This window comes from Corynebacterium sp. c3Ub_189, assembly GCF_039907195.1.
Classification (GTDB): domain Bacteria; phylum Actinomycetota; class Actinomycetes; order Mycobacteriales; family Mycobacteriaceae; genus Corynebacterium.
The window spans coordinates 38,365-63,295 of sequence record NZ_JASBOF010000005.1 but is presented as its reverse complement, the minus strand read 5'-3'; the positions used below and the strand labels follow the sequence as shown (position 1 = coordinate 63,295).

The 24,931-nt window shown below is 57.5% G+C and carries 23 protein-coding genes and 1 pseudogene; 11 read left to right on the top strand and 13 right to left on the bottom strand.

Features of this window, described 5'->3' with window-relative positions; translation table 11 throughout:
* Positions 1-52 precede the first annotated feature (52 nt).
* Positions 53-667, top strand: coding sequence for a hypothetical protein (locus QKD99_RS03825; protein ID WP_284844038.1), 615 nt, complete (start codon positions 53-55; stop codon positions 665-667).
* Here the strand turns inward: QKD99_RS03825 and hutI are convergent.
* Both hutI and hutU read right to left on the bottom strand, forming a co-directional pair.
* Entirely contained in the window at positions 664-1,833 is a 1,170-nt protein-coding gene (gene hutI, locus QKD99_RS03820) for an imidazolonepropionase (protein ID WP_347950752.1), read from the bottom strand. The genes QKD99_RS03825 and hutI overlap by 4 nt on opposite strands.
* A complete protein-coding gene (gene hutU, locus QKD99_RS03815) occupies positions 1,834-3,510 on the bottom strand; it encodes a urocanate hydratase (RefSeq protein ID WP_284596961.1) in 1,677 nt (558 codons plus the stop codon).
* 189 nt (positions 3,511-3,699) lie between these two features.
* Between hutU and QKD99_RS03810 the strand changes: the two genes are divergently transcribed.
* On the top strand, positions 3,700-4,485 hold the full coding sequence (locus tag QKD99_RS03810; RefSeq protein ID WP_347950751.1) for an SGNH/GDSL hydrolase family protein: 786 nt from the start codon (positions 3,700-3,702) through the stop codon (positions 4,483-4,485).
* Here QKD99_RS03810 and QKD99_RS03805 read toward each other — a convergent pair.
* The 3 genes from QKD99_RS03805 to QKD99_RS03795 form a co-directional block, all read right to left on the bottom strand.
* Complete coding sequence (locus QKD99_RS03805) at positions 4,468-5,130, bottom strand: flavin reductase family protein (RefSeq protein WP_239277922.1); 663 nt, start codon at positions 5,128-5,130, stop codon at positions 4,468-4,470. The genes QKD99_RS03810 and QKD99_RS03805 overlap by 18 nt on opposite strands.
* Position 5,131: 1 nt before the next feature.
* Positions 5,132-6,685 carry a histidine ammonia-lyase gene (hutH, locus tag QKD99_RS03800; protein ID WP_347950750.1) on the bottom strand — a complete coding sequence of 518 codons (1,554 nt, stop codon included), beginning with the start codon at positions 6,683-6,685 and terminating at the stop codon, positions 5,132-5,134.
* Between the two features lie 104 nt (positions 6,686-6,789).
* Positions 6,790-7,542: an IclR family transcriptional regulator C-terminal domain-containing protein gene (locus QKD99_RS03795; protein ID WP_239277919.1), complete on the bottom strand. Its 753-nt coding sequence runs from the start codon at positions 7,540-7,542 to the stop codon at positions 6,790-6,792.
* 199 nt (positions 7,543-7,741) lie between these two features.
* Here QKD99_RS03795 and QKD99_RS03790 point away from each other — a divergent pair, with 199 nt between their 5' ends.
* From QKD99_RS03790 to hutG, 4 genes are read left to right on the top strand one after another with little or no spacing between them, the layout of a single operon-like run.
* Positions 7,742-8,908: an acyl-CoA dehydrogenase family protein gene (locus QKD99_RS03790; protein ID WP_347950749.1), complete on the top strand. Its 1,167-nt coding sequence runs from the start codon at positions 7,742-7,744 to the stop codon at positions 8,906-8,908.
* A 26-nt stretch (positions 8,909-8,934) separates the two neighbouring features.
* A complete protein-coding gene (locus QKD99_RS03785; protein ID WP_347950748.1) occupies positions 8,935-10,083 on the top strand; it encodes a CoA transferase in 1,149 nt (382 codons plus the stop codon).
* 18 nt (positions 10,084-10,101) lie between these two features.
* Positions 10,102-11,442, top strand: a complete 1,341-nt coding sequence (locus tag QKD99_RS03780) for a YjiH family protein (protein ID WP_347950747.1) — start codon at positions 10,102-10,104, stop codon at positions 11,440-11,442.
* Between the two features lie 23 nt (positions 11,443-11,465).
* A complete protein-coding gene (gene hutG, locus QKD99_RS03775; RefSeq protein WP_347950746.1) occupies positions 11,466-12,398 on the top strand; it encodes a formimidoylglutamase in 933 nt (310 codons plus the stop codon).
* Between the two features lie 37 nt (positions 12,399-12,435).
* Here hutG and QKD99_RS03770 read toward each other — a convergent pair whose 3' ends face one another.
* Positions 12,436-12,873 carry a hypothetical protein gene (locus tag QKD99_RS03770; RefSeq protein WP_347950745.1) on the bottom strand — a complete coding sequence of 146 codons (438 nt, stop codon included), beginning with the start codon at positions 12,871-12,873 and terminating at the stop codon, positions 12,436-12,438.
* A gap of 98 nt (positions 12,874-12,971) precedes the next feature.
* Positions 12,972-14,318: a YjiH family protein gene (locus QKD99_RS03765; RefSeq protein ID WP_347950744.1), complete on the bottom strand. Its 1,347-nt coding sequence runs from the start codon at positions 14,316-14,318 to the stop codon at positions 12,972-12,974.
* A gap of 133 nt (positions 14,319-14,451) precedes the next feature.
* Between QKD99_RS03765 and QKD99_RS03760 the strand changes: the two genes are divergently transcribed.
* On the top strand, positions 14,452-14,859 hold the full coding sequence (locus QKD99_RS03760; protein WP_347950743.1) for a (deoxy)nucleoside triphosphate pyrophosphohydrolase: 408 nt from the start codon (positions 14,452-14,454) through the stop codon (positions 14,857-14,859).
* Here QKD99_RS03760 and QKD99_RS03755 read toward each other — a convergent pair.
* Positions 14,837-15,229 (bottom strand): hypothetical protein, encoded by a 393-nt coding sequence (locus QKD99_RS03755; RefSeq protein ID WP_337888824.1) that lies wholly within the window; start codon positions 15,227-15,229, stop codon positions 14,837-14,839. The two genes, QKD99_RS03760 and QKD99_RS03755, sit on opposite strands and share 23 nt — an antisense overlap.
* Positions 15,230-15,405: 176 nt before the next feature.
* On the opposite strand from QKD99_RS03755, the gene QKD99_RS03750 reads away from it, so the two are divergent.
* Positions 15,406-16,443 (top strand): DNA cytosine methyltransferase, encoded by a 1,038-nt coding sequence (locus tag QKD99_RS03750; RefSeq protein ID WP_347950742.1) that lies wholly within the window; start codon positions 15,406-15,408, stop codon positions 16,441-16,443.
* 10 nt (positions 16,444-16,453) lie between these two features.
* Entirely contained in the window at positions 16,454-17,374 is a 921-nt protein-coding gene (locus QKD99_RS03745) for a NaeI family type II restriction endonuclease (protein WP_347950741.1), read from the top strand.
* Between the two features lie 4 nt (positions 17,375-17,378).
* On the opposite strand, the gene QKD99_RS03740 is transcribed toward QKD99_RS03745, so the two are convergent.
* Positions 17,379-19,379, bottom strand: coding sequence for an ATP-binding protein (locus tag QKD99_RS03740; RefSeq protein ID WP_347950740.1), 2,001 nt, complete (start codon positions 19,377-19,379; stop codon positions 17,379-17,381).
* A gap of 896 nt (positions 19,380-20,275) precedes the next feature.
* A pseudogene (locus QKD99_RS03735) lies at positions 20,276-20,899 on the bottom strand ((Fe-S)-binding protein); the annotation flags it as partial.
* An 8-nt stretch (positions 20,900-20,907) separates the two neighbouring features.
* On the opposite strand from QKD99_RS03735, the gene QKD99_RS03730 reads away from it, so the two are divergent.
* A complete protein-coding gene (locus tag QKD99_RS03730; RefSeq protein ID WP_347950739.1) occupies positions 20,908-21,129 on the top strand; it encodes a hypothetical protein in 222 nt (73 codons plus the stop codon).
* A gap of 14 nt (positions 21,130-21,143) precedes the next feature.
* Here QKD99_RS03730 and QKD99_RS03725 read toward each other — a convergent pair whose 3' ends face one another.
* Positions 21,144-22,385: an MFS transporter gene (locus QKD99_RS03725; protein ID WP_347950738.1), complete on the bottom strand. Its 1,242-nt coding sequence runs from the start codon at positions 22,383-22,385 to the stop codon at positions 21,144-21,146.
* A 112-nt stretch (positions 22,386-22,497) separates the two neighbouring features.
* Here QKD99_RS03725 and QKD99_RS03720 point away from each other — a divergent pair, with 112 nt between their 5' ends.
* Entirely contained in the window at positions 22,498-23,016 is a 519-nt protein-coding gene (locus tag QKD99_RS03720) for a hypothetical protein (RefSeq protein WP_239191617.1), read from the top strand.
* Here QKD99_RS03720 and QKD99_RS03715 read toward each other — a convergent pair.
* Together QKD99_RS03715 and QKD99_RS03710 are read right to left on the bottom strand one after the other, a co-directional pair.
* The gene (locus QKD99_RS03715; protein WP_347950737.1) at positions 23,013-23,855 is read right to left on the bottom strand and encodes a hypothetical protein; all 843 of its coding nucleotides are present in this window, start codon (positions 23,853-23,855) and stop codon (positions 23,013-23,015) included. The two genes, QKD99_RS03720 and QKD99_RS03715, sit on opposite strands and share 4 nt — an antisense overlap.
* 174 nt (positions 23,856-24,029) lie before the next feature.
* Entirely contained in the window at positions 24,030-24,878 is an 849-nt protein-coding gene (locus QKD99_RS03710; RefSeq protein WP_179386333.1) for a DNA primase, read from the bottom strand.
* Between the last annotated feature and the right edge of the window lie 53 nt (positions 24,879-24,931).

Genomic DNA, 24,931 nt, shown 5'->3' with positions numbered 1-24,931 from the left:
ACACATTACAGACCGCCGCTTTCACCTAAACCCCGTTTTTCGCATAACTAAGGTGGAGGACAATTTTGAGTTTTATGTGGTGGAGCTAGATCCAGTGCGCTTTCACCGCACTGAATACGCCGCACGTCCTAAGCTTCTTAGCCTTGGCAGCGTGGTGGACAACGAGAAAACTACTTACTTTCCGGTGGAGTTTGATTTCGCATCTCGTGCCAAGTTTGTGACTTTTAGTGCTGTTGATAAGCCTAAGGTAGGCCGCCTATACTCCTGCTTTACTTCACGGCCTCGGCACCCTTTATGCCTGCGCATAGAATCCACGGAGGACAACAATGGGCTGGTGCGCGCCCAGGTGAGCGAGCTCTATAGCGACTTTGAGCGCGGAGAAAGAAAAGGACCGCGAAAGGACTACGGCCCCGATAACCTCCCCTACCGGCCACCGGCTATCACCCGCACGGACGTAGAGATAGAGCTAGGGCGCTTCCGTCGCCTCTACGACCCAGAGTCATGGACTGTTCATGGTGCACAAGACGAAGAAACCCTCTTTATGGTAGAAGATCCGGATGGATCGCGGGCGGTCTTTATCGGCAAAAAAGACGCGTGGCTGCATATGACAAAAGAAAAAGGCCGCCGACTATATCAGATAGCGGCGACCTTTCTAGAGGAGCGCTAGGCTCCGGCGATAAAGGTGCGATAGCTCAGTGGCATGCCTGGGCGGTAGGCCAAGTGCACGGCGCTGGGGGCGTCGAGCACGTGCAGGTCCGCGGCGGCGCCCTCCACAATGGTGCCCTTAGCGGGGCGGCCCTGCGGGTCGAGGCCGTTGCCAACGTTGTGGCGGCGCAGGGCGGTCGCTCCGCCGGTGGTGGCGGCGTGGATGGCCTCATCGACGGAGAGGTGTTGCTGCAGGACCGCGGTGGTCACGCAGTAATTCATCGAGGAGGTATAGGACGTGCCGGGGTTGAGGTTGGAGGCGATGGCGAGGGTAGCGCCGGCGTCGAGAAGCGTGCGGCCCGGGGCGAGCGGCTCGCGGGTGGACAGGTCGCACGCCGGCAGCATGGTGGCCACGGTATCGGAATTGGCCAGCAGCTCGACGTCCTCGTCGGTTAGGTGATTGACGTGGTCTACCGAGGCCGCGCCCAGTTCGACGGCGAGGGCAACGCCTGGCCCCTCGCCCAGCTGGTTGCCGTGCACGCGCAGGCCCAGGCCCAACTTCTTACCGGCCTCCAGCACGCGGCGGGATTGTTCCTCGTTGAAGGCGCCGCGCTCGCAGAAGACGTCGATCCACTGCACGTAGGGAGCAACGCCCTCGAGCATGGGGCCAACGACCTCGTCAAGGTACTCCTCCGCGTCCGCTCCTGGCGGGACCAGGTGCGCGCCCAAGAAGGTCACGTCATCGACGTGGCGGGAGGCTACCTTGGCGGCCTCCACCTCGGACTCAGTATTGAGTCCGTAGCCCGTCTTGGTCTCGAAGGTGGTGGTGCCACCGCGGCGGCCGGCGGCCACGCGCTCCGTCACCAGCTTGTCCAGGCGGTCGGTGCCAGCCTGGCGGGTGGCATCCATGGTCACCGCGATGCCGCCCGCCTCGTAGGAGCCGCCGGAGATGCGGGCCTCGAATTCGGCGGAGCGGTCACCGTCAAAGACCATGTGGGTGTGCGAATCTACCCAGCCGGGCAGAACGGCGCGGCCGCCCAGGTCCACCTTCTCGTCAGCCGCCGGTGCCTCGGAGGCTGGGCCGACCCAGGCGATGGTGCCGGATTGGGCGATAATGGCGGCGTCGTTAAGCGTGCCACGCTCGCTGACTGTACGGAGTTCTGAAATGCCGGTAAAAAGTGTGCTCATCTAGTCCCTTGCCTTGAATTCCATCGGAATGCGGACGCCGCGCTCGTCGGCGACCTCCTTCGCGCGAGTGTAGCCGGAATCGACGTGGCGGATAACGCCCATGCCCGGGTCATTGGTGAGCACCGCGCGCAGCTTGGCCGCGGCGAGCTCGGTGCCATCTGCAACGGTGACCTGGCCGGCGTGGATGGAGCGGCCCATGCCCACGCCACCGCCGTGGTGGAGGGAAACCCAGGTAGCGCCGGAAGATACGGCGGTCATGGCGTTGAGCAGCGGCCAGTCAGCCACGGCATCGGTGCCATCGAGCATGGCCTCGGTTTCGCGGTATGGGGATGCCACGGAACCAGAATCCAGGTGGTCACGGCCGATGACGATCGGCGCCTTGATCTTGCCCTCGCGGACCAGGTCATTAAAGAGCAGGCCGGCCTTGTGGCGCTCGTTGTAGCCCAGCCAGCAAATGCGAGCCGGCAGGCCCTCGAATTCGACGTATTCTTCGGCGGCGTCGAGCCAGTTGTGCAGGTGCTCGTTGTCCGGGAAGAGCTCCTTGAGCGCTTGGTCGGTGACCTTGATGTCCTCCGGGTCGCCGGAAAGCGCGGCCCAGCGGAAGGGGCCCAGGCCCTCGCAGAAGAGCGGGCGGATATAGGCCGGAACGAAGCCCGGGAACTCGAAGGCGCGCTGGTAGCCGGCCTTGCGGGCCTCATCGCGGATCGAGTTGCCGTAGTCGAAGACCTCGGCACCCTCATCCTGGAACTCGACCATGGCCTGGACCTGGGCGGCCATGGACTCGCGAGCCTTCTTGGTAAAGGTGGTCGGATCCGCCTTGGCCTCGTTGTGCCAGTCTTCCATGGTGATTTCAGAAGGCAGGTAGGACAGCGGGTCATGTGCGGAGGTCTGGTCCGTGACGATATCTACGGTAAATTCCCCGGCGCGCTGGCGGCGCAGGATCTCCGGAAAGACTTCAGCGGCGTTGCCCACGAGGCCGACGGACAGGGCCTTCTTGTTTTCCTTGGCATCCAGGACCAGCTTCAGGGCCTCGTCGAGGTCGGTGACAACCTCATCTAGGTAGCGCTTGTGCTGACGACGCTTCAGGCGGGTCTCGTCCACGTCCACGATGAGGCAGGCGCCGCCGTTGAGGGTGACGGACAGCGGCTGTGCGCCACCCATGCCGCCGCAGCCACCGGTCAGGGTGAAGGTGCCGGCCAAGCTGCCGCCAAAACGCTTCTTCGCCACAGCCGCGAAGGTCTCGAAGGTGCCCTGCAGGATGCCCTGGGTGGCGATGTAGATCCAGGATCCGGCCGTCATCTGGCCGTACATCATGAGGCCCTCGTCCTCGAGCTTGCGGAAGTGCTCCCAGTTAGCCCAGTCTCCCACGAGGTTGGAGTTAGCGATGAGCACGCGCGGTGCCCACTCGTTGGTCTTCCAAATGCCTACCGGCTTGCCGGACTGCACCAGCAGGGTCTCATCGGACTCGAGGTCCTTGAGGGATTCAACGATGGCGTCGAAGGCTTCCCAGCTGCGTGCTGCGCGGCCGGTGCCGCCATAGACCACGAGGTCCTCGGGGCGCTCGGCAACCTCGGGGTCGAGGTTATTCATGAGCATGCGCAGGGGCGCTTCGGTCTGCCAGGACTTGGCGGACAGTTCGGTTCCGCGCGGCGCGCGTACTTCGCGTGGTTGAGACATGGGCTTCCTTTCGTCGTGCTTGTTCGACGCCTTCCCAAGCCCCCTAGGCCGGTGTCCCGGGGCTGTCCCCGAGGACTTGTTCAGCGTCACATGTCACAAGGTACTGTGACCTAGCTCTGTGTACCATGCCACACGAACCCGAACTGTCTCGTATATGAGACACCCGCGGAGTGATCTACGATGGCCTGCATGCGTCGGTTCATCCCCCTCCTTTCCGTGGCCCTCCTCGCCGCTTGTTCCACCCCCGCCGAGGAACCGCAGCCGCCCCACTATGTGGCGCTAGGAGATTCCTATGCCGCCATGGGCTCGACCACGCTGCCACTGGATCCGCCCAATACCTGCGTGCGCGCACAGGATTCCTACCCCGAGCTCGCGGCCAAGGAGATGGGCGCAGAGCTCACCAATGTCGCCTGCCAGGGCGCTAGCACCCTCGACGTGCTTTCCTCGGCCGGCGAGCACCCCGCCCAGGTGGACGCCCTACGCGAGGACACCGACCTGGTGAGCCTATCCATCGGCGGCAATGACGCCAGCTTCGTGCGCCTTACCCAGTGCGCCACGGACGATATCTGCCAGGCGCAATCCGGCGCGCAGATTGACCTGGAAATCCGCGATCTGCCCCGCCGGCTGGACAAGGTTTACGAGGAGATTCGCCGCCGCTCCCCTAATGCGAAGATCCTCGCCACCGGCTACCTTCCGCTGATAAAGCGCGGGGAGACCTGCCCCTACATAGAAAAAATCCCGGCCAGTGACCGGGAATGGTTGGCAGGCTCCATCGAGCGCATCAACCAGGCGGTGCGCGAGGCCGCCGAGCGCAATGGGGCTACTTACGTGCTTGCCGACGCCGCCCTAGACCACACCGCCTGCTCCCCCTCGCCGTGGGTGGATTTTACGGGCAAGGACACCAATTCCTTCCCCATGCACCCCACCCACGCGGGCCAGCAGGCCATGGACAAGGAGCTACGCGCTGCCCTCTAGCCCGGCGCGCGCGGCGTCATCGGAACCGGGAACGCGCATCTCGAACCGCTCTGTGACCACGGTGTAGTCAAAGTAACCCATGCGCGCAATGGGCTTAATCTTGAGGATATCGAGCTTGCCGTCCTCATCGATGACGGATTCATCGATGTGAATGGTCTTGACATCCGCCACCACAAGGTCGATGGTGCCCACCTTGGAATTGCCGGGCACCCGCAAGGAGGTCTTGTACTGACACTCGAACTTCACTGGCGATTCCTTCACCATGGGAATGCGGTGGTTGTCCGCGTATTCCTTGGTCACGGAAAGGCGATCCCATTCGCTTTCGCCGTAATCCAGTACTTGGGCGGATTTATTGACCTCTTCACGCAGGTCATAGGTAGCCATATTCCATACGAACCAGCCGGTTTCCTCGGCATTGAGGACCGTGTCCTTGCGGCGGCCATCCGGGTACTGGTTAGCCGAGAACATCACCATAGGTGGATCGAAGGTGAGGTTTTGCCACTGGCTGTAGGGGGCGATATTTTCGCGCCCTTGGCCGTCGACGCTAGAGAGCCAACCAATGGGCCTTGGAACCGTGCTCGCCTTAAAGGGCGAAAATGGCAAGGGGTTAGGTTCGGTCTGTGGATGCCAAGAAATGGTCGACATATTAACCACGCAGCTTTCCAGTAGCGTCCTCGACGGCGTCGATAAGAGCGCCCTCCTTGACTAGGCGTACAGTCTCCTCGATTTCCGGGGACAGGTATCGGTCTACGCCGGGGCCTTCGACAGTCTCGCGCAGCTTCTCAATCACCGCGCCGGTGCCCTTGGCCGGGGTGCCCTCGCGCATGTCGATGGCGCGGGCGGCAGTGAGGATCTCTACGGCGAGCACCCGCTGCAGGCCATCGACAGCCTTGCGCAGCTTGCGGGCAGCGGACCAGCCCATGGACACGTGGTCTTCCTGCATGGCCGAAGACGGAATGGAATCAGCCGAGGAGGGGTTAGCCAGGTGCTTCATCTCACTGACGATGCCAGCCTGGGCGTACTGCGCGATCATGTGGCCGGAGTCCACACCGGGGTCATCAGCAAGGAAAGCATTCAACCCGCGGTTGCGCGCTGGGTCCAAGAAGCGGTCGGTGCGGCGCTCGGAAATGGACGCCAAGTCCGCGGTGACGATAGCGAGGAAATCGAGCGCATAGGCCACCGGTGCACCGTGGAAATTGCCATTAGAGACCACGCGGCCATCCTTGGTCACCACCGGGTTATCCACAGCAGCGGCCAGCTCGCGCTCGGCCACCTGGGCGGTGTGGGCCAAGGTATCGCGGAACCCACCGGCAACCTGCGGGGCACAGCGCACGGAGTAGGCATCCTGCACCTGATTCTTCTTGAACTCCTCGAGCGCGGCCTCCAAAATCTGCGAACCTCCTGCCACCTGAAGGATATTCGCCGCGGCATCGGCCTGGCCTGGGTGCGGGCGCAGCTGCTGCAGGTCATCAGCAAAGACCACGAGGGTGCCAAGCAACCCTTCCACAGTCATAGCAGTAGCAATATCGGCCGTCTTTGCGGCCGCGCGCAGGTCAGTAATGGCCAGGCAGAGCTGGCCGAGCATGCCATCGGTGCCGTTAATAAGCGCGAGGCCTTCCTTCTCGCGCAGCTGCAGCGGTTCAATGCCGGCCGCGGCCAGGGCGTCGCCCGCATCCTTGAGCTCGCCGTTGACACGCACCTCGCCCTCGCCCAGCAGGGCCAGCGCGCAATGTGCCAGCGGCGCCAAGTCGCCAGAGCAGCCGAGCGAGCCATACTCGCGCACCACCGGAACGATGCCAGCGTTCAGCGCCTTGGCATAGGTTTCTACCACCACAGGGCGCACGCCGGTACGACCGGTACACAAGGTGGACAGGCGCAGCAGCATCAGTGCACGGATAACTTCTTCTTCCACCTCCGGTCCCGTGCCCGCAGCATGCGAGCACACCAGGGAAAGCTGCAGCTGGGCGCGCATTTCCTCTGGAATGTGGCGGCGGGCAAGTGCACCAAAGCCGGTGGAGATGCCATAGACCGGGGTGGGATCCTGTGCCAGTTCTTCCACGCGCTCACGGGTCGCGGCTACCTCTTCGAGAGCCTCGGGCGCAATCTCCACCTTCGCCCCATAGCGGGCAACAGCAACGACGTCTTCGATGCTCAGCGCACCAACGTTGACGGTCACGGTGGATGGGTAGGCGTTAGGCATGACAATCTCCTTGTTCTGGATCAATAGCTAAAAATGTGTCGCGCGACAGCCCAACGCGATAGATGTATGCTACATCATATTTTTGCCATGTGAGGATGGGAAACCTAACCGGCGGACTTTTTGCCATAGATACGGCGAGAAAGATCCTTAGCCAATATCGTTAGGCGGTCCACCACCACCCCCTCTTTCGCTAGGTTTTCCTCGTTTATGGAAAAGGTCACGGCCAGTGACGCGGAAGGGCGTCTGAGGTGATCCATAACGGCTACCGCGACCGTTGCTTGCCCTTTAGAAATTTCTTCCCTTTCCTCTGCCCACCCACGAGCACGAAAGACATCCACCTGCTTCTTATAGGGAGAGAAATAGGCAGATGCCCCCTTATCGGAAAAGGCGGCACGCACCTCACTGTCTGACTGGTAGGCCATCATAATCTTTCCGGAAGCAGTCTTATACGCAGGCAAGCGCACCCCCTTATCCGTCACCAAGGAAACGGCCCCCGGTGCTCGCACCTCTTGCAAATAGACAATCTCTGATCCAGACATGCGCGCAACGTGGCCCGAGCCGGCCACCACCGTTGCTATATCGCGCAGTTGATTAGTGGCTAGTCGTACGAGTGGCTGTTGCGTGGAATATGCCGAAGCCATGGCGTATGCAGCAAGCCCAAGACCGTAAGTTTGGTTTTCCTCGATGTGGACTACAAAGCCAGACTCCACCATTTCATTAAGCAGGTGATAGGTAGACGAGCGCGGTAGGTCCAGCTCAGAACGGATACGACTGGCAGAAATGGGGACGTCAATAGTAGAAAGCAACCGTAAAATAGCGAGCACGTTTCTTGCCGCTGGGACCTGAGATTTAGCCACTGTCACCCATCCTCCGCTACCAATAACTGTTACTACACAGAAATAACTTACTTTTTAACAGTCTCACATACAAGACTTTCCACACGGTTCAGCTAATGCTCCGTCTTGCCGCACTCCGTAACCTATCCCCCACAGAGTGTCATAGATTACATTCTGAAACCAATTGTGCGTCAGATTACCTATGAGATTGGAGGACCCTATGACTGGCCGCTACCCGGACGGAGACTTCTATGGATTTGAAAAGGACCTTCCCGCCGAGGAGCTAGAGATACTCCACAAGGTGCGCGAATGGACCCACGAGAAGGTTCGCCCTATCGCCACCGACTACTGGAACCGTTCGGAATTCCCCCATGAATTACTCCCCTCGATTCAAGACCTCGACATCATCAGCCTCGTACGCCACCAAGGCCGCTCCCACCTATTAGCTGGGCTCGTCACGGCAGAAATCCATCGCGCTGATGCCTCGGTTGGCACCTTCTTTAGCGGCCAGGATGGGCTGTTTACCGGTTCAATCGAGCTACTAGCCTCCGAAGAACAGAAAAAGCGTTGGCTCCCAGATATCTATGCGGTGAAAAAGACCGGCGTCTTCGCAATCACCGAGCCAGATGCTGGCTCCGATGTCGCCCAAGACATGTCCACCACCGCCAGGAAGGTCGATGGCGGATGGATCCTCAACGGCGCCAAGCGTTGGATCGGCAACGCTACATGGTCTGACTACGTCATCATCTGGGCTCGCGACCCAGAGGACAACCATGTCAAGGGATTCCTGGTGGATACCTCCTGGGAAGGCTACAAGGCCACCCTCATGGAAAACCGCATCGCGCTTCGCGCCGTCCAAAATGCTGATATCACGCTAAACGACGTCTTTGTTCCAGACGATTACAAACTGGCTCATGCCAATACCTTCAAAGACACCAACAAGGTATTAAAGTCCGCCCGCTCCACGGTGGGCTGGCAAGCAGTAGGACTGCAAATGGGCGTGCTCGACACTGCCTTGGACTACACCGGCAAGCGCAATCAATTTGGAAAGCCGCTGGCTAGCTTCCAGATTAACCAATCCAAACTGTCCACCATTTTGGGCAACCTCGTCGCTTCCGAATCCATGATGGCGGCCCTTACTCGCCTGGAGGCCCGGGGAGATACCCGCGGGGAGCACTCCGCACTAGCTAAGGCACACGTATCCAAGTTGATGCGCGAGTCCGCCGCACTTGGCCGCGAACTTCTCGGCGGAAACGGCATCATTTCTGACTACACCGCCGCCAAGCACTTCTGCGATGCCGAAGCTATCTACTCCTACGAAGGCACCTTCGATATCAACCAGCTCGTTGCTGCCCGTTCCATCACCGGAATTTCCGCTTTTGTCTAAACCGCCTCCCTAGAAAGGAGCTCCCCATGGTCGATACTGGACACCCACACTCCCTCGAAGGCCTGCGCGTGCTGGATATGTCACGCGTACTGGCAGGTCCCTTTTGCTCAATGATTCTGGCTGACCTAGGGGCCGAGGTCATCAAAATCGAAACCCCCTGGGGCGATGACTCCCGCAATTTTGGCCCTGATTTCAAAGGTGATTCCGCCTACTACCGGCTATTTAACCGGTCCAAGAAGGGCATCACCTTGAACCTCAAAGAAGATGCAGACTTGAACACATTGCGCGAGTTGGTCCAGCGTGCCGACGTATTGGTAGAAAACTTCCGGCCGGGAGTAATGGAAAAGCTGGGTATATCCCCAGAATCCCTCATGGAGCTCAACCCGCAGCTCATCGTCACCAGTATTAGCGGTTTTGGTCAAACCGGATCGATGAGCAAGGCACCAGCCTACGATCTCGTCGCGCAAGCTATGAGCGGCATCATGTCCATTACCGGCTGGCCGGGAGGGCGCCCAACCCGCGTAGGAATCAGTCTGGGAGATCTAATCCCCGGACTCTACGGCGCCATTGGCACACTCGGCGCCTTGCAAGAGCGCCACCGAACCGGCTGCGGGCAGCACGTGGACGTCGCTATGTTTGACTCCCTTGTCTCCATTCTAGAGTCGGTGGCCATGCGCGACCTCTACGAGGACGAGGTACCTACGGCCGTCGGCAGCGACCATGCCATGACGGTTCCCTTCAGTACTTACCGTGTAGACGATGGCGAGGTGGTCATTGCCATCTTGAATGAGAAGCTCTTCGGCTGCCTCACGCGTGCCTTGGGCTTGGAGTACATGGTCGATGACCCGCGATATAACTCCAACGCCGCTCGCAAGGAGCGCCGCGAAGAGGTCCGTTCCATCATCGAGGACGCCCTGCGGGGCAAGACCGTCGAGCAAGCGCTCGCGCTGTTCCAGGAGCACGGAGTCCCCACTGCGCCGGTGCATTCCGTCGATGAGGCCTTGCACGGAGAAGTTGGCACCGAGCGCGACGTGCTTTTCACCGAATCCGATGGGTTCACCACCTTAAGCTCTCCTCTGCGCTTGACCGGCTCCCGCTCACCAGAGCCAGCTCCGCAGCTAGGCGAGCATAACTCCCTTATCCCCGAGTGGCTTGCTGAGCCGGCCCGCGGATGATTCTGAAATGGAGACACCATGACTGACACCAAGAATCCCCGTGCTGAAATCGCCACCCCTCCGGTGAAAAACACCTGGCGGTTCTTTGTCTATAGCGGGCTCGGCATTTTTGCATTCTTCGTTCCCTTCCCTATTGGGGAAGAAAACACCATCTTGCTGGATCACTTAGTGGGCTGGATTTCTGATTCCCTGGGCACTGGCTCGAAGTATGTAGTACTGCTGCTTATCATCGCCGGCGCCGTCACGCCCTTTATCACCGGAGGGTGGAAGACTTCTGCAGCCCGCGCGGTCTTTTCATTTCTGAATATCTTGGCAGTTGTCATCACGGTCATGCTGGTGTTCGACTTTGGTCCGGATTTTATTTTTAGAGAAGACCTTGGCCCCTTCCTCCTCAATAAGCTGGTCATTCCCGTTGGCCTATTGATACCAGTAGGCGCCATTTTCCTCGCGCTGCTCGTCGGTTTCGGCCTCATGGAGTACATGGGCGTATGGGTCCAGCCCATCATGCGGCCGCTGTACAAAACGCCTGGGCGCTCAGCTATTGATGCCGTGGCCTCCTTTGTCGGCAGCTACTCGCTAGGCCTGCTGGTAACCAACCGCGTGTATAAGGCCGGTGGATATACCGGGAAAGAAGCGGCCATCATCGCTGCTGGATTTTCTACCGCCTCCGCCACATTCATGGTGGTCATCGCCCGCGCCCTTGACCTTATGAGTGTGTGGGGAATGTATTTCGGAGCCACCCTTATCGTCACTTTCCTGGTGACAGTAATAATGGTGCGCATTCCACCCATCGCTACCATCTCGGAGGATTACTACCCCGGCGCGGAACCCAACCCGGAATCCGAGGTCAATGACAGCCGTGCGCACACTGCCTGGGAAGAAGCAAAGGCAGTTCTCCGTGATTCGCCACCGCTCTGGAAGGTACTGTGGCACAACTTCCGCGATGGCCTGCTCATGACCATGCAGGTTCTACCAGGCATCATGTCCGTGGGCTTCCTTGGTTTGGTAGTGGCCTTCTACACCCCGTTCTTTACTTATTTTGGCTACCTGTTCTACCCAGTGCTGTGGATCTTGGGAGTACCGGATCCGGGTCTTGGCTCCGAAGCCCTCGCCATTGGCCTATCTGAGCTCTTCCTACCAGCCACCTTGGTTGCCGGCGCGGAATCCGATGTCCTAAGGCTTATTATCGCCATGGTGTCAGTCTCCCAGGTATTCTTCTTCTCCTCTATGGTGCCTTCCGTGCTGGCCACGGACATTCCACTGAGCATTAAGAACATCATCATAATCTGGTTCGAGCGCGTCATTTTGTCCACCATCATCGCCGCACCGTTTGCCTACGGCATCGCTGCGCTGATGTAACTCACCGCCTAACATCGATAACCATGAACACCGAAAAAGCTGAACTTTTCACCCCCGCCCCCGAATGGTCCGGTCGCTCCGATGGCCCAGGCCCAGAGCATGCCCGCTGGCATAGCGTTATCAATCAGTCCACCGAATCCCCCGCCCCGGTAACCCTCCTGGGCTTTGCCTCCGATGAGGGTGTGTTGCGCAATGGCGGCCGCCAAGGTGCAGCCGCAGGCCCGGCCGCGCTGCGTTCCGCGCTGGGTTCCTTGGCGGTGCACCATGCGCATGCGCTTGCCGACGCCGGCACGATCACCACCCAAGCCGACGACCTCGACGGCGCCCACGATGCGCTCTCCGATAAGGTGCAGGAACTCGTCGAAGCCGGCACCCTCCCCATCATTCTGGGCGGCGGTCACGAAACAGCTTTCGGCTCACACCGCGGCCTTTACCGTGCGGTGGGCGCCACCAAGATCATCAACCTGGACGCCCACTTCGATCTGCGCCACGCGGACCACGCCACCTCCGGCACCCCGTTCAAGCAGATTTCAGAGCTCACCGATGACTTCGACTACACCGTGCTGGGCATCTCCCGCCCCAATAACACCGCGGTGCTTTTCGACGAAGCCGAGTCCCTCGGCGTGGCCATCACCCTGGACGAAGAGCTGGTCAACCTCTCCCCGGCCGAGTGCGGCGAGCTCGCTGCCCGCGCCACGGAGGGCAAGGACAAGGTCCACCTGTCCATCGACCTCGATGTTTTGCCAGCATCCACCGCGCCGGGCGTATCCGCCCCGGCTTCCCTAGGCGTATCCTTTGAGCGCATCCGCGCCATGGCCGTAGCTATTGCGCGGACTGGAAAGCTGGCCTTGGTGGACGTCGTCGAGCTCAATCCCACCTTTGACATAGATAACCGCACCGCCAAAGCGGCGGCGCGGCTTATCGACGACATCGCCACGGCGCACCTCACTAGCTAAACGCCAACGGCGTTGGGGTTTACCCGGGCCGTACAGTTTATCGGGTAGCTTTCTTACTCATCCAGCGTTGGACTCCCCACCACATAGCGGGAGTAAAGGCAACGGCGATGAGCCAGTAGACAAGCCAGAAGCTACCCGCTAAGCCAGTCACCGCAATGCCTATGAGCAGCAAAAGCGCTGCGCCAACACTTGCGAGGACACATTGTGTGAAACTGCGCTGGTCATCTTTGGGCCCTGTGCGAGTGCTGCCGCCAGAAACTTTCTGGTCAACGAATCCAATAATGCCTTTGCCGAAGACAACCGAGAAAGCAATATAAAAGGCCGCGAAGCCGTGCATGAATTCGGCCGAACCGCCTTGGCTCAGGCTCACATAGAAAAATACCAAGAGCAGCAGGTCGATTATGGGGGTCGCGGCCATAAGTATCAAGCCGAGTTTGCGCAGTTTAAAGACGTAGCGCAAGAGGCAGCCAGCCACTAAGCAAAGCCAAAAAGCTACCTCAGCTGCGATAGTGGCTATAAGCATCATTGCCCTCCAGCGATATCGATCCTCTTACCCGTCTCGGGTTCAACTTATCAAAACAGCAGGTGGGCAATCGGCGTGGCGATAAGAATGGTCAGCGCCACGCGCTCGAACCAGATGATGACCAGGTGGGTCAGCTTCACCGGGATCTTGGTTGCCAAGATGCACGGCACCAGCGCGGAGAAGAAAATAATGGCAGAGACTGCCACCACGCCGATGACGAACTTGAGCACCATGCTGTCGCTGCCTGCCACCGCGGTGGCAGGCAGGAACATCTCCGCAATACCCATGGCCGCGCCCTTTCCAGCCTGGACCGGCTCCGGCAGCTGCACTACCCACGCGAACGGATAAAACAGGTAGCCAACCCACTCGAAGATGGGCGTAAAGCGCGCCAGCAGTAGGCCAATAAGGCCCACCGACATAATGGAAGGCACGATGGCCGCCGCCATGCGCACGCCATCGCGCAGATTCTCCCAGATGGACTCCCACAAGGACGGCGCGCGCTGCAGTGCCAGCATTGCTTCGCGCCACGCGTTCTTGATGCGTGAGCCCTCCACCGGCTTTTCCGGGTCTGGGTGCGCGTCTGCAAAGTACTCATCCGGAATGGTGCGCAGCGGCGGAATGCGCACGGTAATGGCCGTCACTACAAAGGTCACGATGAGCGTGACAATAAAGTAGGTGCCCCAGATCTTCATCAGGTCAAGCTGCTTGGCCACGATAACCATGAAGGCCGCAGAGACCGTCGAAAAACCGGTGGCAATGATGGCCGCCTCGCGCCCGGTATAGCCGCCCTTTTGGTAGACGCGGTCCGTCACCAAAATGCCCAGCGAATACGAGCCCACAAACGAGGCCACCGCGTCAATGGCGGAGCGCCCCGGCGTCTTCCACAGCGGCCGCATGATGGGCTGCATGAGCACGCCGACAAATTCCAGCAGGCCAAAGCCAATGAGAAACGCCAGGAATGCACCACCGATAGGCACAATGAGGCCTACCGGAATCGCGATGGAGTTCCACAGGAACGGCACCAGGTCTTCATCGCCCAGCACCCACGGCAGCGCATCGATGACCATAAGGAAGGAGACCACCGCACCCACAATGTTGAGCACCGCAAAGACTGCCTGCAGCGCGCTTTCCTTAAACGCCCCGGTGGTAAAGCTGCGCACCGTACCGTAGACAGCAAGGGCAAAGATAATCCACGGCACCGCTGCCGGAATCCCTTCGCGCACCATCGTGACCATGTGATCCAAAGGAATGGAGCGCTTATCCTGATACGTCACCGGCAGGAAGAATACGAACGCGCCAATCGCGCTATATAAAAAGAGTTTCCACCGTCCCCCAGGCTGCGGGATTTCCCCGTCATGACTCTGGTGGGAGGAGTAAACCGATTCGGTAGAAGTCACAGTAAAACCGTCCCCTCAAGCTTGCCTACAAAAATCAAGCCCGCGTGACAGCCTTACGCGAACATTGGGGACATGTTATCTAAGTAACAGCTCACTGTCTAGACGTTTTCGAGATCCAAGGCACAATAGAGTCATGTCTAAACCTATCCGCGTCGTTGGCGCTGTCTTCGTCGATGAAGAACGCACACAGCTTTTAGCCTTCCGCAAGAAGCCCGGCACTTCCCTTGCCGGCATGTGGGAATTTCCCGGCGGCAAGATCGAACCCGGCGAAACACCAGAGCAAGCACTCGCGCGCGAAATTAAGGAAGAACTCGGCATTTCAGCCACCGTCGGCGAAAAGGTTACGACAACCGTTCACCATTACGATTTCACCACCATTGAGCTCACCACCTTCTATTGCACCACCACCGCCTCCCTGCTAGCCGACGACCTCAGCCTGACCGACCACGACGCCACCCACTGGGTCACCCCAGACAAAGCCCAAGAACTAGAGTGGGCGTCGGCCGACATTCCGAGTCTTAAACTCTTAGCCCTGGAATAACGAAACTCCGGTATGTGTCAGACTCCAGCATTTGCCGTATCTTGATTCCAGCTTCATAGACTTCCATCTGGTGCTCAATCATGTATTCAACAATCGAATGAGTAGTTTTTCCACCATTGGTCGCTTTTCCTGGAAACTCTGGGCGTGCAGTTAATAAGTCGTAGTATTTTCGCTCGACACCATTAACATTACGGAACTTCGTGTCCTCTTCACCTAGCTCGATTTCAGGGTGGACGGCGCATCTACGCAGTAGAACCGAGATCTTTTCCATTTCCGAACGCGGCGGCGTTTTCGGCCACCCATACTTGATCCCGATCGCAGCTACTACCAAAATCTCATCTCGATGCCAGGGCACTCGCGTCGTTTTCATGCAATAACACCTCTTTAGGGAACAAGCGTTCGTAAAATTATATGGAATGTCCGTCAACTCGCTATGCTCTCTACAGAGAATCAACGCAGACAATTTATTAATCAAACCATTGTCACACGATGGTTGTCTACCACGATGGTTGTTTACGTTTTCACGATCAGAAAGGAACCGGCTCGATGGCTACCTCACGCCTCCACTCATTCGAGATTTGCGCTGGCGCTGGCGGCCAGGCTTTGGGCTTAGAACAGGCAGGTTTCCATCACACAGCGGTCGTCGAAATCGATAATTGGGCCGCTGAAACTCTCCGCCAGAACCGCGGAACTGAAGGACCTCTTGGAAAATGGAATGTCCATGAAATGGACGTCCATAACCTGGATGGTAGGCCATGGAGAGGGAAAATCGACCTATTTGCTGGCGGAGTTCCATGCCCTCCTTTTTCAATAGCAGGTAAGCAACTTGGCGCCGACGATGAACGCGACCTCTTTCCACAGGCGCTACGTCTGATCAACGAAATTGATCCACGTGCTGTACTTCTAGAAAACGTCAAAGGGCTCGGTCAAAAACGGTTTGACTCCTACCGAAATCAAATAATTGTTCAGCTTGAAGAGATGGGGTACACCGCCTTTTGGAAACTTCTCCAAGCAGCTGATTATGGAGTGCCGCAGCTTCGACCAAGGTTCATCCTTGTCGCTTTAAAGGATGAATTTGCCAACTATTTTGCCTGGCCAAAAGTAGTTAAATCACACACACCGGTGGGAACAGCACTTCTCCCGCTCATGGCAGAAAATGGTTGGCCTGGGGCTGAAGCTTGGGCTCGAAACGCAAACACAGTGGGCCCGACTCTTGTTGGCGGAAGCAAAAAACATGGTGGCCCAGATGTAGGGCCAACGCGCGCTCGAGAAGCTTGGAAGAAACTCGGAATCAAGGGCTCCTCTATCGCCGAATCACCGCCAGCTGCTGATTTCACAACAGACCCCGAACAAGAAATGCCGCGATTGACGGTACGAATGGGTGGTGTCATCCAAGGTTTCCCCGAAGACTGGAAGTGGGCCGGTGGGAAAACCGCACAATGGCGGCAGGTTGGCAATGCATTTCCTCCGCCGGTGGCCAAGGCAATCGGCGAACGCATAAAATTCGCGCTGCGAAAGAAACCAATTCCGAAGTCTCTAGAACCTGCAACACCAACCCGTGTCAACCAGCTGAGTCTGAACTAAAATTGGCAAGGTGATTGCCAAGATTCGACCTGAAACGATTTCTATTCAGCTAGCGGCTGCATTCAAAGAGCAAGACCCCACTGGAGAACGCCTCGGACGTGTCTTCCGCGAGTCTTTCGACCAGATTTATGATGGTCAACATACTGGACGTTTCGCCATTAGCCAGCTCAGTAAGACCGAATCTGCTCACCTCGGCTCAATAGTCGAAATCAACATTCGCCGAGAATTCGACGGCTTTATCGGCGACGGTGAGGTGATGGATTTCGACATCGAGGGCTTCGAAGTCGACTGCAAGTACTCGAAACAGAAGTTTGGCTGGATGATCCCTATCGAGGCTCTCGGACATCATGGAATGCTTTGCCATGCCGACGATGAGCAGGGAACTTTTCGAGTGGGATTCGCTCTTCTCGATTCCTCAATTCTGACTAGAGGCGGCAATCGCGACGGCAAGCGCTCGATTTCCGCCGCTGGTCGCAGCGCAATTCAATGGCTTTTCCTAGACGAAGCTTTCCCGCCGAACACCCTCCTACAACTCAGCGAGGACGACCGAGCAAAGATTTTCTCTTCAGGTTCCGGAGCTCAGCGCCTCAATGAATTGTTCAGAATTGCTCAAGGCATCATAGTCCCACGTGGCATCATCGCCACTGTCGCGCAGCAAAAGGACTATATGAAACGTATTCGATACAACGGAGGCTCTCGTTCTGCTCTACAGCCTGAGGGGATCGTGATCCTTGGAGATTACCTCAAGCACCAGAAAATTGCCGCCGAATTAGGCCTGCCAATCCCCAAAGACGGTGATTCACTATCAACGCGATTAGTTAAGTGTGAAAAAAGCTTCGAGGGCTCTAAGACCTATATCGATGATTCTTACTGGCGGATTGCAACACCAACCGATGAAGTCGAACCAGCTCCGACGCTCCCATTCAAGTAGACATCTAACCTCCGGTTCTGATGTAGTGACGCCCATTGAATCGATTTACGATCCGCGACTCAACATTAACCAGTCCCAACAGCGCAGCAGTCAGAGCTTCTGGCCCTAGCCAAGCATTCACTACGGTTTGAGAAATCCTCAAATCTACGGGGGACTCAGCTTCTTCTAGCGCCTCTGGACTAATTGTTCGAGCACCATTCAGCTTTTTCGCATGCATCACCTTGGACACTGCTTCACTTTCGTATGCAGATTTCACGATTTCCATGACTTCTTCATACGGAGCGTGACCGTACTGTTCTTGCCAGTACTTAAACTCATTTTGGAAAAGCGGAAAATACAAATTCAGATGTAAAACGCCTTTACCCGTTCCACCATTATTAGTTCTAAACCTTTCGTTGGGCTCGAACTTCGCTGCGAGGAACCGATCCTCGAACGGAAAATCGTCATCCCATGAAACCTTTGGGATGCCATCGGATTTCGCTCGACGCACACCGGTTTTGTCCCCATCGATAGATTCTGACAGAACGGCCGTGTCGCCTTGTCCTCCAGTTGCTTCGTTTGCGCCACTGTGGGTCTCGGAATCTTCACCAGGCGGCCTGCTACCGCCTAATGACTCGGGAGACCCTGTTGAAGAGATTTGCCCAGACGCACGCACATTTCCGTTAGGGTTCTCCACAATATGAATTGGCCGGAAGCGTTGACTAAAGCGCGACATGGTTCGGCGCAATGCTTCTTCTTGCTCGAGATCCTCAGGATTGGGAACCGAATTATCGGACAGCAAGATTGCGTTTGTAATCGCATCAGGCAACGAATCGGAAAACCAATCGCGCCATTCAGCCCAGGGAAGGGTTCCACCACCAGACACAATCAATTGATTCCTTGAACCTTGTGGCTTAACTCCCCAAGTTGTTTCATCGCCTTCAATTGATTCTGGCGGCTCAATCGTTAGCCATACTCGATCTCGAACCGCCTTTGGCAGCCCAAAGGATCTAAAATCACTCGTCGTCTGAAGCAGCGAATACGCCTCTCCCTGGTACAAAATTGCAATAACCGGCCTGGTAGGGCCATCGCCGCCTTTTACCGGTTTCGCATCAGAAGGGCTGAGGTACCAATGAAACTTTGTATCGTACGGGCCATTCTCCAGTACTCCTTTGACTGCGCCATCGGGAATCATTCCCTTAATTCCCTTGGGAGTTCTACTATGGACGCCAACTGTCGTTTTACCATCAGGTCCCAGGTAAAAGTTGTCTTTAGACCCGCGGCGTTCTGCGGAGCGAACATGTTTCTCTAGATTCTCCACACGGATATCAACGTCGTCGGGAAGCTCTACGAAACGCATGTTTATGTATCGAAGAATACCTCTTGACTGTTGTTCTTCTTGACGAAGAAAATCTCCGCCTTGGGTATTTCGCGACGCGGAATCTCCGAGAAACAAAAATACTGTGCCCTGTCCAGCTTCACGAATCTGCTCAAACATCAGGCGGTCCGGATCCACTCCGATCTCAAATAAAGCTTCTCTAGTCGGGGGAATACAGTCAGATACGAAGGGGTCTCCGACTTCATCGTAAGACTCAAAGTCTTTCAGCTCCCAGTACTCTGTCCCGTTCCGTACCCGCTTGTGGATCCAAATCATGCGCCCATCTGGAGTGCCTTTCGTCCACGAGAGCACTACGATTCCGTACGGGTTCCAGAGATAACACGATGCTTTAAAACCCTGGCCGAAGTTTCCATGATCGGAGATTTCACGGCCGCCTGAACCGAAATGAGAAAGAAAGTCACCAAGCTCATCTTCGTTCATTCCATGGCCGTTATCTGCGACATAGCGACGAAGGACCCCTTGACTTTCGTACCCCGATTCCTCAATTCCAAACTTGACCCAAGTTGCCTCAGCTTGGATTGAGTTAACCAAACTTTCGCGGACCCATTGAAATTTTCCACCGGCTTGGTATGCCTGGCGAATCAGATTTCCAACCGCGGAATTATCGACGGAAACTTGACGAGACATGCTGACGACCTCCTGAAACTTAGCTCTTACTAAACACACTATCCACAAAACTCGACGTCAGTCAGCAGTTTTCACAAGTTCGAACCTCTTATCTATCCAACAGTAAGGCCACCTTTTCTAGATTTCGCTTGAAAATCCACCGGTTCAAGACTTTCACCTCGCAGAGATGTCCAAACATACAAACGAACTTACACTACAAAAGAGTGCGTCCACACACTGCTTCCTCCAGTACATTTACACCCCAGAAGAACAGTCCATCCAGTTTGAGCGGTCACTCCAACGAGAGATACCGAAGCAACCTTTGCGGCTGGAAGAACAGTCACAAAGAGGTCATTTTCGAGGCCACCGCGAGACGCAAGGCGAAAGGCTTAAAATTCTCGTACAGCCTGAAGGTCTCTTAGATTTATTGATGCTTCAATAGATAAGGAAACATGCTATCCTCCACGCATTAGGAATGCATTTTATCTGACACTTTGTAATTTATTAGGAATCTTTATCAATCAGATAGTATTTCTATGAAACTTAATGCATTCGTATATTTGTTGCTTAGACGTGACCTTATGGTTCTGGGTCATCCGGCTTACAATGCTCGTATAATCCGACTTCTCGCCGTTGAGGAAAAATAAATTTTTCGTCCATGCTCTCTTACACGCCATTCCGCGAAAGCGCGTTTAAGCCTTCCCAAATGGCACAGCACCACCCATGTATGCGTTGAGGCGGCCAAGATCGCCGCCGACCGCACAAGCCATACGGCCACCCTGCGCCGCGGTACTAACCGCGAACTTATACAAGAACTAGTGGACAACAACCAGCGCTAGTACAAAACAGCCAGCGGCCGACCTTCCCTGCTTTGTGGTGGAAGCCCGACCGTTGTTGTGGTTTTATCGGGTGCCTGTTTAGTTGTAGTAGCTGGTCTTGCCGAAGATGCCGTAGACGATCTCAGCGATGTACTGGGTGTTGGTGCCGGCACCCTGTTCGATCTGAGCGCGACAGGAGAAGCCGTCGGCAATGACGAGATTGTCTTCCTTAGCTGCCTCCCGAACCTTCGGGAAGAGTTCCCGCTCACCCAAGGCCATGGAGACCTCAGCGAGGCCTTTCTCAAATCCCCAGTTGTCGGCCAAACCACAGCATCCAGTTGCAATCTGCTCATCGCCTACGCCCAAAGCGCCAAGCACTGCCGCAGCGTGCTGCGGGTCGCCCAGTGACTTCTCATGACAGTGCACCTGCGTCAGCGCGGTGATGTCGCTCAGATTGATGAGACCCGCCTCCACGAACTGCTTCAAGCGCGGTGCAATGAACTCACTGAACGCATACGTGTGGTGCGCCAGGCGCTGAATCGATGGGTCACTGCACAGCTCGACTTCCTCAGACTGCAGCATCACGGTACAAGAAGGTTCCACGCCGATGACCTGCAGGCCGCGGTCCAGGTAAGGTTTCATCACCTTCGCCGTTTGCTTGAGCACGCGCTGCGTCATATCCAACTGACCCGTCGAGTGCCAGGTCAAACCACAGCACACAAACTCTACCGATGCTGCTCCTGCTCCTTGGAAAGCCTACCGGACTCATCATCGCCTACGGAGTCCTGGGTGCTTTGTTTATGCCGTTCTTAGGCCTTACGCTTTTGGTGCTGCTGAATACCAAACACACCCCAAAGCAATGGAGAAACGGTTGGATCGTCAACACGTTGATGGCGGTAATCTCCGTTGCCTTCGTTTACCTTTGCGTTTCCCAATTGGCTGAAATTCTCTAGCCGAGAATAAGTGCCTACTTCCCCTGCGGCACTCGCTTCGGCTTGTTCCCCACCCCGGCGTGCGGGTCGCGACCGAATGCCCAGGCAATGATGCCGATGAAGGCGATGGCACCGCAGACGGTGAAGGCGAGGGGGAAGCCGGAGGCGTCGGCAAGCAGGCCAATGAGCATGGGGCCCAAGATTTGGCCGAAGTCTCCGGCCATCTGGAAGGTGGATAACACCTTGCCGCCGGAGCGGTCATTGCCCACGATGTCTCCCACCGCGGCCTGCTGGGAGGGGTTGATAAGCCCGGAGGAGGCGCCGGCGAAGGCGGAAACCAGCAGGAGGAACCACACGCTGGTGGCCATGCCCATGAGCACCATGAAGATGGCAGAGCCGATAAGGCCGATGAGGATAAGCGGCTTGCGGCCATGGATGTCGGACCACTTGCCGGAGAACTGCAACACGATGGCGTTGCCGGCCGCAAAGACTGCGAGTGCCAGGCCGGAGGCGGCCGCGCCATTGTGGAAGATGGAGGCCGCAAAAAGCGGCAGGACGGATACGCGCACGCCCATGTTGATCCAGCTATGGGCAAAGTTGGAGGTCAGCACCGCACGGTAGGCGGTATCACCCCAGGCCTCCTGCAGGCGCATGGGCGGCAACTTATCCTTCCTGGCTTGTTTGTGGTTCACGCGGGGCATCTGCCACCAGACGACGAACGCGGCCAGCGCCACGCCCACACCGTAGATGAAAAATGGCCAGCGAAAGCCCAGGAAGGACAGGCTGGCACCAAGAACGGGGCCGGCGACGTTCCCGAGCAGGAAGGCAGTGGCGTAGGTGGCAGAACACTTGCCGCGAATCGTCGGCGGGGACATGCGCACAATAAGGCCCATGGCGGAGACGGTGAACATGGTAGAGCCAATGCCGGCCAGGGCGCGCAGGGCCACGATGTGCCAGTAGCTTTGCGCAATGGAGACGAGTCCTGTGGTTACCGCGACGGTCATGAGCCCGATGAGGTAAACGCGGCGCGAGCCGACGCGGTCCACCAAAGAACCGGACATGGGCGCGAAGAGCAGGCGCGAGGCGGCGAAGATGGAGACCACAAGGCCCGCGGCAGCCATGGAGACATCGAAACTCACCACGAACTGCGGAAGCAGCGGGGCGATGAGGCCGTAGCCCAAAGCGATAATAAAGGCGGCGGTAACCATGACCCAGATTTCGCGCGGGATCTTCGGCGCTTCCTCGTGTTCTACTTCCCCACTACGTGTATTCATCATATCGGCTGCAACTCTAATCCTTGGTGTCAGCGAAAGCCATTTGCGGTTTACATTCGAACAGGTGTTTGCGTTTGGTGGGTCGATGTCCACGCTGGGCTCTAGTGTGATGGCCATGCACAACGTACAAAAGAAGTTTCCCCAGCCCACCGCAATGAACCTGCCCCAGTCCGCTTCCGAGATTGCGGCGGACTTGCTCTACCACGAATATGACACCATCAATTCCATCGCCGCCATCATGCACCACCCGCGCTCCCTGGCGCGCCCTACTCCCACTTGGCGCCCACCGATAAAGCAACTGCCGACGCCCGCCGGTGGACCGGGCGGAGAGTATTGCATGAGCATCACCCGCCACCGCGTGGGTGCGCGCGTGAAGGCCCGCGTGCGCGGCTTTGGGCAAGACCGCATTCCTGCCTATCTGATCACCATCCGCATTACCGAGAACTTTGGTCAGCCGGTAGATCCGGCCGTGGCCGAGGGCTGGGTGCGCACGCTCGTGCCGGCAGAGATGGTGGGTGCAGTCCACGAGGTCTCCCGTGGCCCGAATGCCACTTATGTGTGGCTCGTGGATAGCTCCTATCAGCCGGTCCACTCCCCCGAGTCGCTCTTCGCCGGCTTCAGCCAAGCCGCCTAGGCGGTCGCGCGCTGTTGTGTTGACTGCGCAGATGCGTCTGACTCTGCATGCGGGTCAGGCGCGTGGAGCACCTTCCTCATCACCTCGTGGTTGAAGGTCACCGTGTAGTGCCGGGCAATTACCTTTGGCATAAAGCGCAGGACCAAGCAGGCGATGAGGACGGTAAAGACCTTATCCAGAATGTCCGAGGTAAGGCCCTGCAAGATGATGGCCAGGCGCTCGTCTTGGACGATCATCTCGTAGAACTTGGTGAGGTTTTGTGGCCCCTTGCGTGGGTGACCACTGAAGGAAAAGATGAGTACGTACACGCTCATCACGCCGGAGCCGATGCCTATTCCGAGGCCGGAGAAAATGATCCAGGACAGCTTGTTGAATACCCCGCGGCGAGCCAGCAGGCCTACTGCGGCACCGATTAAGATACCTACGGGCGCAAAGGCGAGATTATAGGCAAAGTACGCTCCGCCCAATACGGTGGTGGTAAGCCCCGTGGCCATGCCGAGCACGGGACCGGCGATGATGGCGACGATGGCGGTGCCGACAGCATCGAAGAACATCGGCACCTGCGTGCGCACCGTCAACGAGCCCAACAGCAGGTTGATGGAGGCGCCGAAGATCGGATACAGGAGGATGCAGTTAGGCACCAGCCCATGCTGCGAGGTATATAGCAGCACCGCGGCCGCTAGGAGGAGAACCCAGACGCTGGCGGTCAGGTAGGACTCGAAAGTCATATTTACCGTGGAGTACACCCCAAAGACGGTGCAAAACCACGCGGCAAGCGAGAGTGCCACGGCTACTACAACAAGGACGTAGCGCCACGTGGTATCGCGGGTCATCGCCATGGTCTTCTCCTCCTCACAAGGCTAGGTTTAGGGCGGATTTCCAGCTGCAGGCTGGGGATGCCCTAAAGCCTAATTGGCGGCGCGCGAAAGTAGCAACACAAAAGGGCCCCTAAAACGGGAAAGGCCCAGCCCGGCCGCGGGAGACGGCGGGGCTGGGCTACGGGGAGGCGGGGATTATTTTTCGTCAGCTGCGGGGGCGACGGATTCGTCGTCCAGGTCGGCATCGTCGCCGTCGAAGTAGTCTTCGTCTTCGTCCTCGTCGTCTTCGCCGAAGATGTCGTAGACGTCAGGCTCTTCGTAGTCTTCGTCATCGAAGGAGACGAGCTGTGCTTCCCAGTCCAGGGCCTGCTCGGAGACGAGGCCTAGGACATCAAAGAGGCGATCGAAGTCGGTGTAGGTGCCAAGCTCAAGGGCCTCGGCGGGAACCTCCACGATGGGAACGTCATCGAACTCGGCGTTATCAAAGAGGGCGAGGCGGTCAGCCTCGTCGAGGTCCTCATCCTCTTCGTCCACTTCCCAGGCGAGGGCGACTGCCTCATCCTCCATGTCATCGAGATCGTCTTCGTCGAAGTCGAAGGCAAGGAAGCGCACGATGGCGGACGGGACGCCGTCGATGGTTTCCACGAGCACGCGCAGCTCCGAGTCGTTGGCCACTTCAGCCACGACGAGGTGCGGGTTGAGCTCATCTTGGGCAAATTCTAGTTCCGCGATGCGCTCATCGGTGCCTTCCAGCAGGTCCCGCAGGACGGTGACCACCTGGTCGGTAGCGATGTGGCGGGACACCGCCTCCACGGCATCATCTACAGAGAAGGCGACGGAGACGAGGACTGCCTCGAATTCCTCATCGTCTTCATCAACATCCGCCGCGGCAATGTAGACGTTCGCGGCGGGAAGAAGCGGATCGATTTCAATAAATTGGATTTCCAGATCAGAGGTGATTGGAACGAACATGACGTCATCGTTGACGCGGGACTCGATGCCCTCGGCATCCAATGCAGAAGCAATATCTTCGAAAAAGCTCATGGTGGTTTAAAATCCATCCTTCGGAAGCAGAGGTTCCCACGGTAGGCAAGCCG

What these genes read in the sequence shown, in the direction of transcription:
- hutI (WP_347950752.1), bottom strand. Translation starts at nt 1,833, where the DNA reads ATGAGCACACTTTTTACCGGCATTTCAGAACTCCGTACAGTCAGCGAG.
- hutU (WP_284596961.1), bottom strand. Translation starts at nt 3,510, where the DNA reads ATGTCTCAACCACGCGAAGTACGCGCGCCGCGCGGAACCGAACTGTCC.
- QKD99_RS03810 (WP_347950751.1), top strand. Translation starts at nt 3,700, where the DNA reads ATGCGTCGGTTCATCCCCCTCCTTTCCGTGGCCCTCCTCGCCGCTTGT.
- QKD99_RS03805 (WP_239277922.1), bottom strand. Translation starts at nt 5,130, where the DNA reads ATGTCGACCATTTCTTGGCATCCACAGACCGAACCTAACCCCTTGCCA.
- hutH (WP_347950750.1), bottom strand. Translation starts at nt 6,685, where the DNA reads ATGCCTAACGCCTACCCATCCACCGTGACCGTCAACGTTGGTGCGCTG.
- QKD99_RS03790 (WP_347950749.1), top strand. Translation starts at nt 7,742, where the DNA reads ATGACTGGCCGCTACCCGGACGGAGACTTCTATGGATTTGAAAAGGAC.
- QKD99_RS03785 (WP_347950748.1), top strand. Translation starts at nt 8,935, where the DNA reads ATGGTCGATACTGGACACCCACACTCCCTCGAAGGCCTGCGCGTGCTG.
- QKD99_RS03780 (WP_347950747.1), top strand. Translation starts at nt 10,102, where the DNA reads ATGACTGACACCAAGAATCCCCGTGCTGAAATCGCCACCCCTCCGGTG.
- hutG (WP_347950746.1), top strand. Translation starts at nt 11,466, where the DNA reads ATGAACACCGAAAAAGCTGAACTTTTCACCCCCGCCCCCGAATGGTCC.
- QKD99_RS03760 (WP_347950743.1), top strand. Translation starts at nt 14,452, where the DNA reads ATGTCTAAACCTATCCGCGTCGTTGGCGCTGTCTTCGTCGATGAAGAA.
- QKD99_RS03755 (WP_337888824.1), bottom strand. Translation starts at nt 15,229, where the DNA reads ATGAAAACGACGCGAGTGCCCTGGCATCGAGATGAGATTTTGGTAGTA.
- QKD99_RS03750 (WP_347950742.1), top strand. Translation starts at nt 15,406, where the DNA reads ATGGCTACCTCACGCCTCCACTCATTCGAGATTTGCGCTGGCGCTGGC.
- QKD99_RS03740 (WP_347950740.1), bottom strand. Translation starts at nt 19,379, where the DNA reads ATGTCTCGTCAAGTTTCCGTCGATAATTCCGCGGTTGGAAATCTGATT.
- QKD99_RS03730 (WP_347950739.1), top strand. Translation starts at nt 20,908, where the DNA reads ATGCTGCTCCTGCTCCTTGGAAAGCCTACCGGACTCATCATCGCCTAC.
- QKD99_RS03725 (WP_347950738.1), bottom strand. Translation starts at nt 22,385, where the DNA reads ATGATGAATACACGTAGTGGGGAAGTAGAACACGAGGAAGCGCCGAAG.
- QKD99_RS03720 (WP_239191617.1), top strand. Translation starts at nt 22,498, where the DNA reads ATGCACAACGTACAAAAGAAGTTTCCCCAGCCCACCGCAATGAACCTG.
- QKD99_RS03715 (WP_347950737.1), bottom strand. Translation starts at nt 23,855, where the DNA reads ATGGCGATGACCCGCGATACCACGTGGCGCTACGTCCTTGTTGTAGTA.
- QKD99_RS03710 (WP_179386333.1), bottom strand. Translation starts at nt 24,878, where the DNA reads ATGAGCTTTTTCGAAGATATTGCTTCTGCATTGGATGCCGAGGGCATC.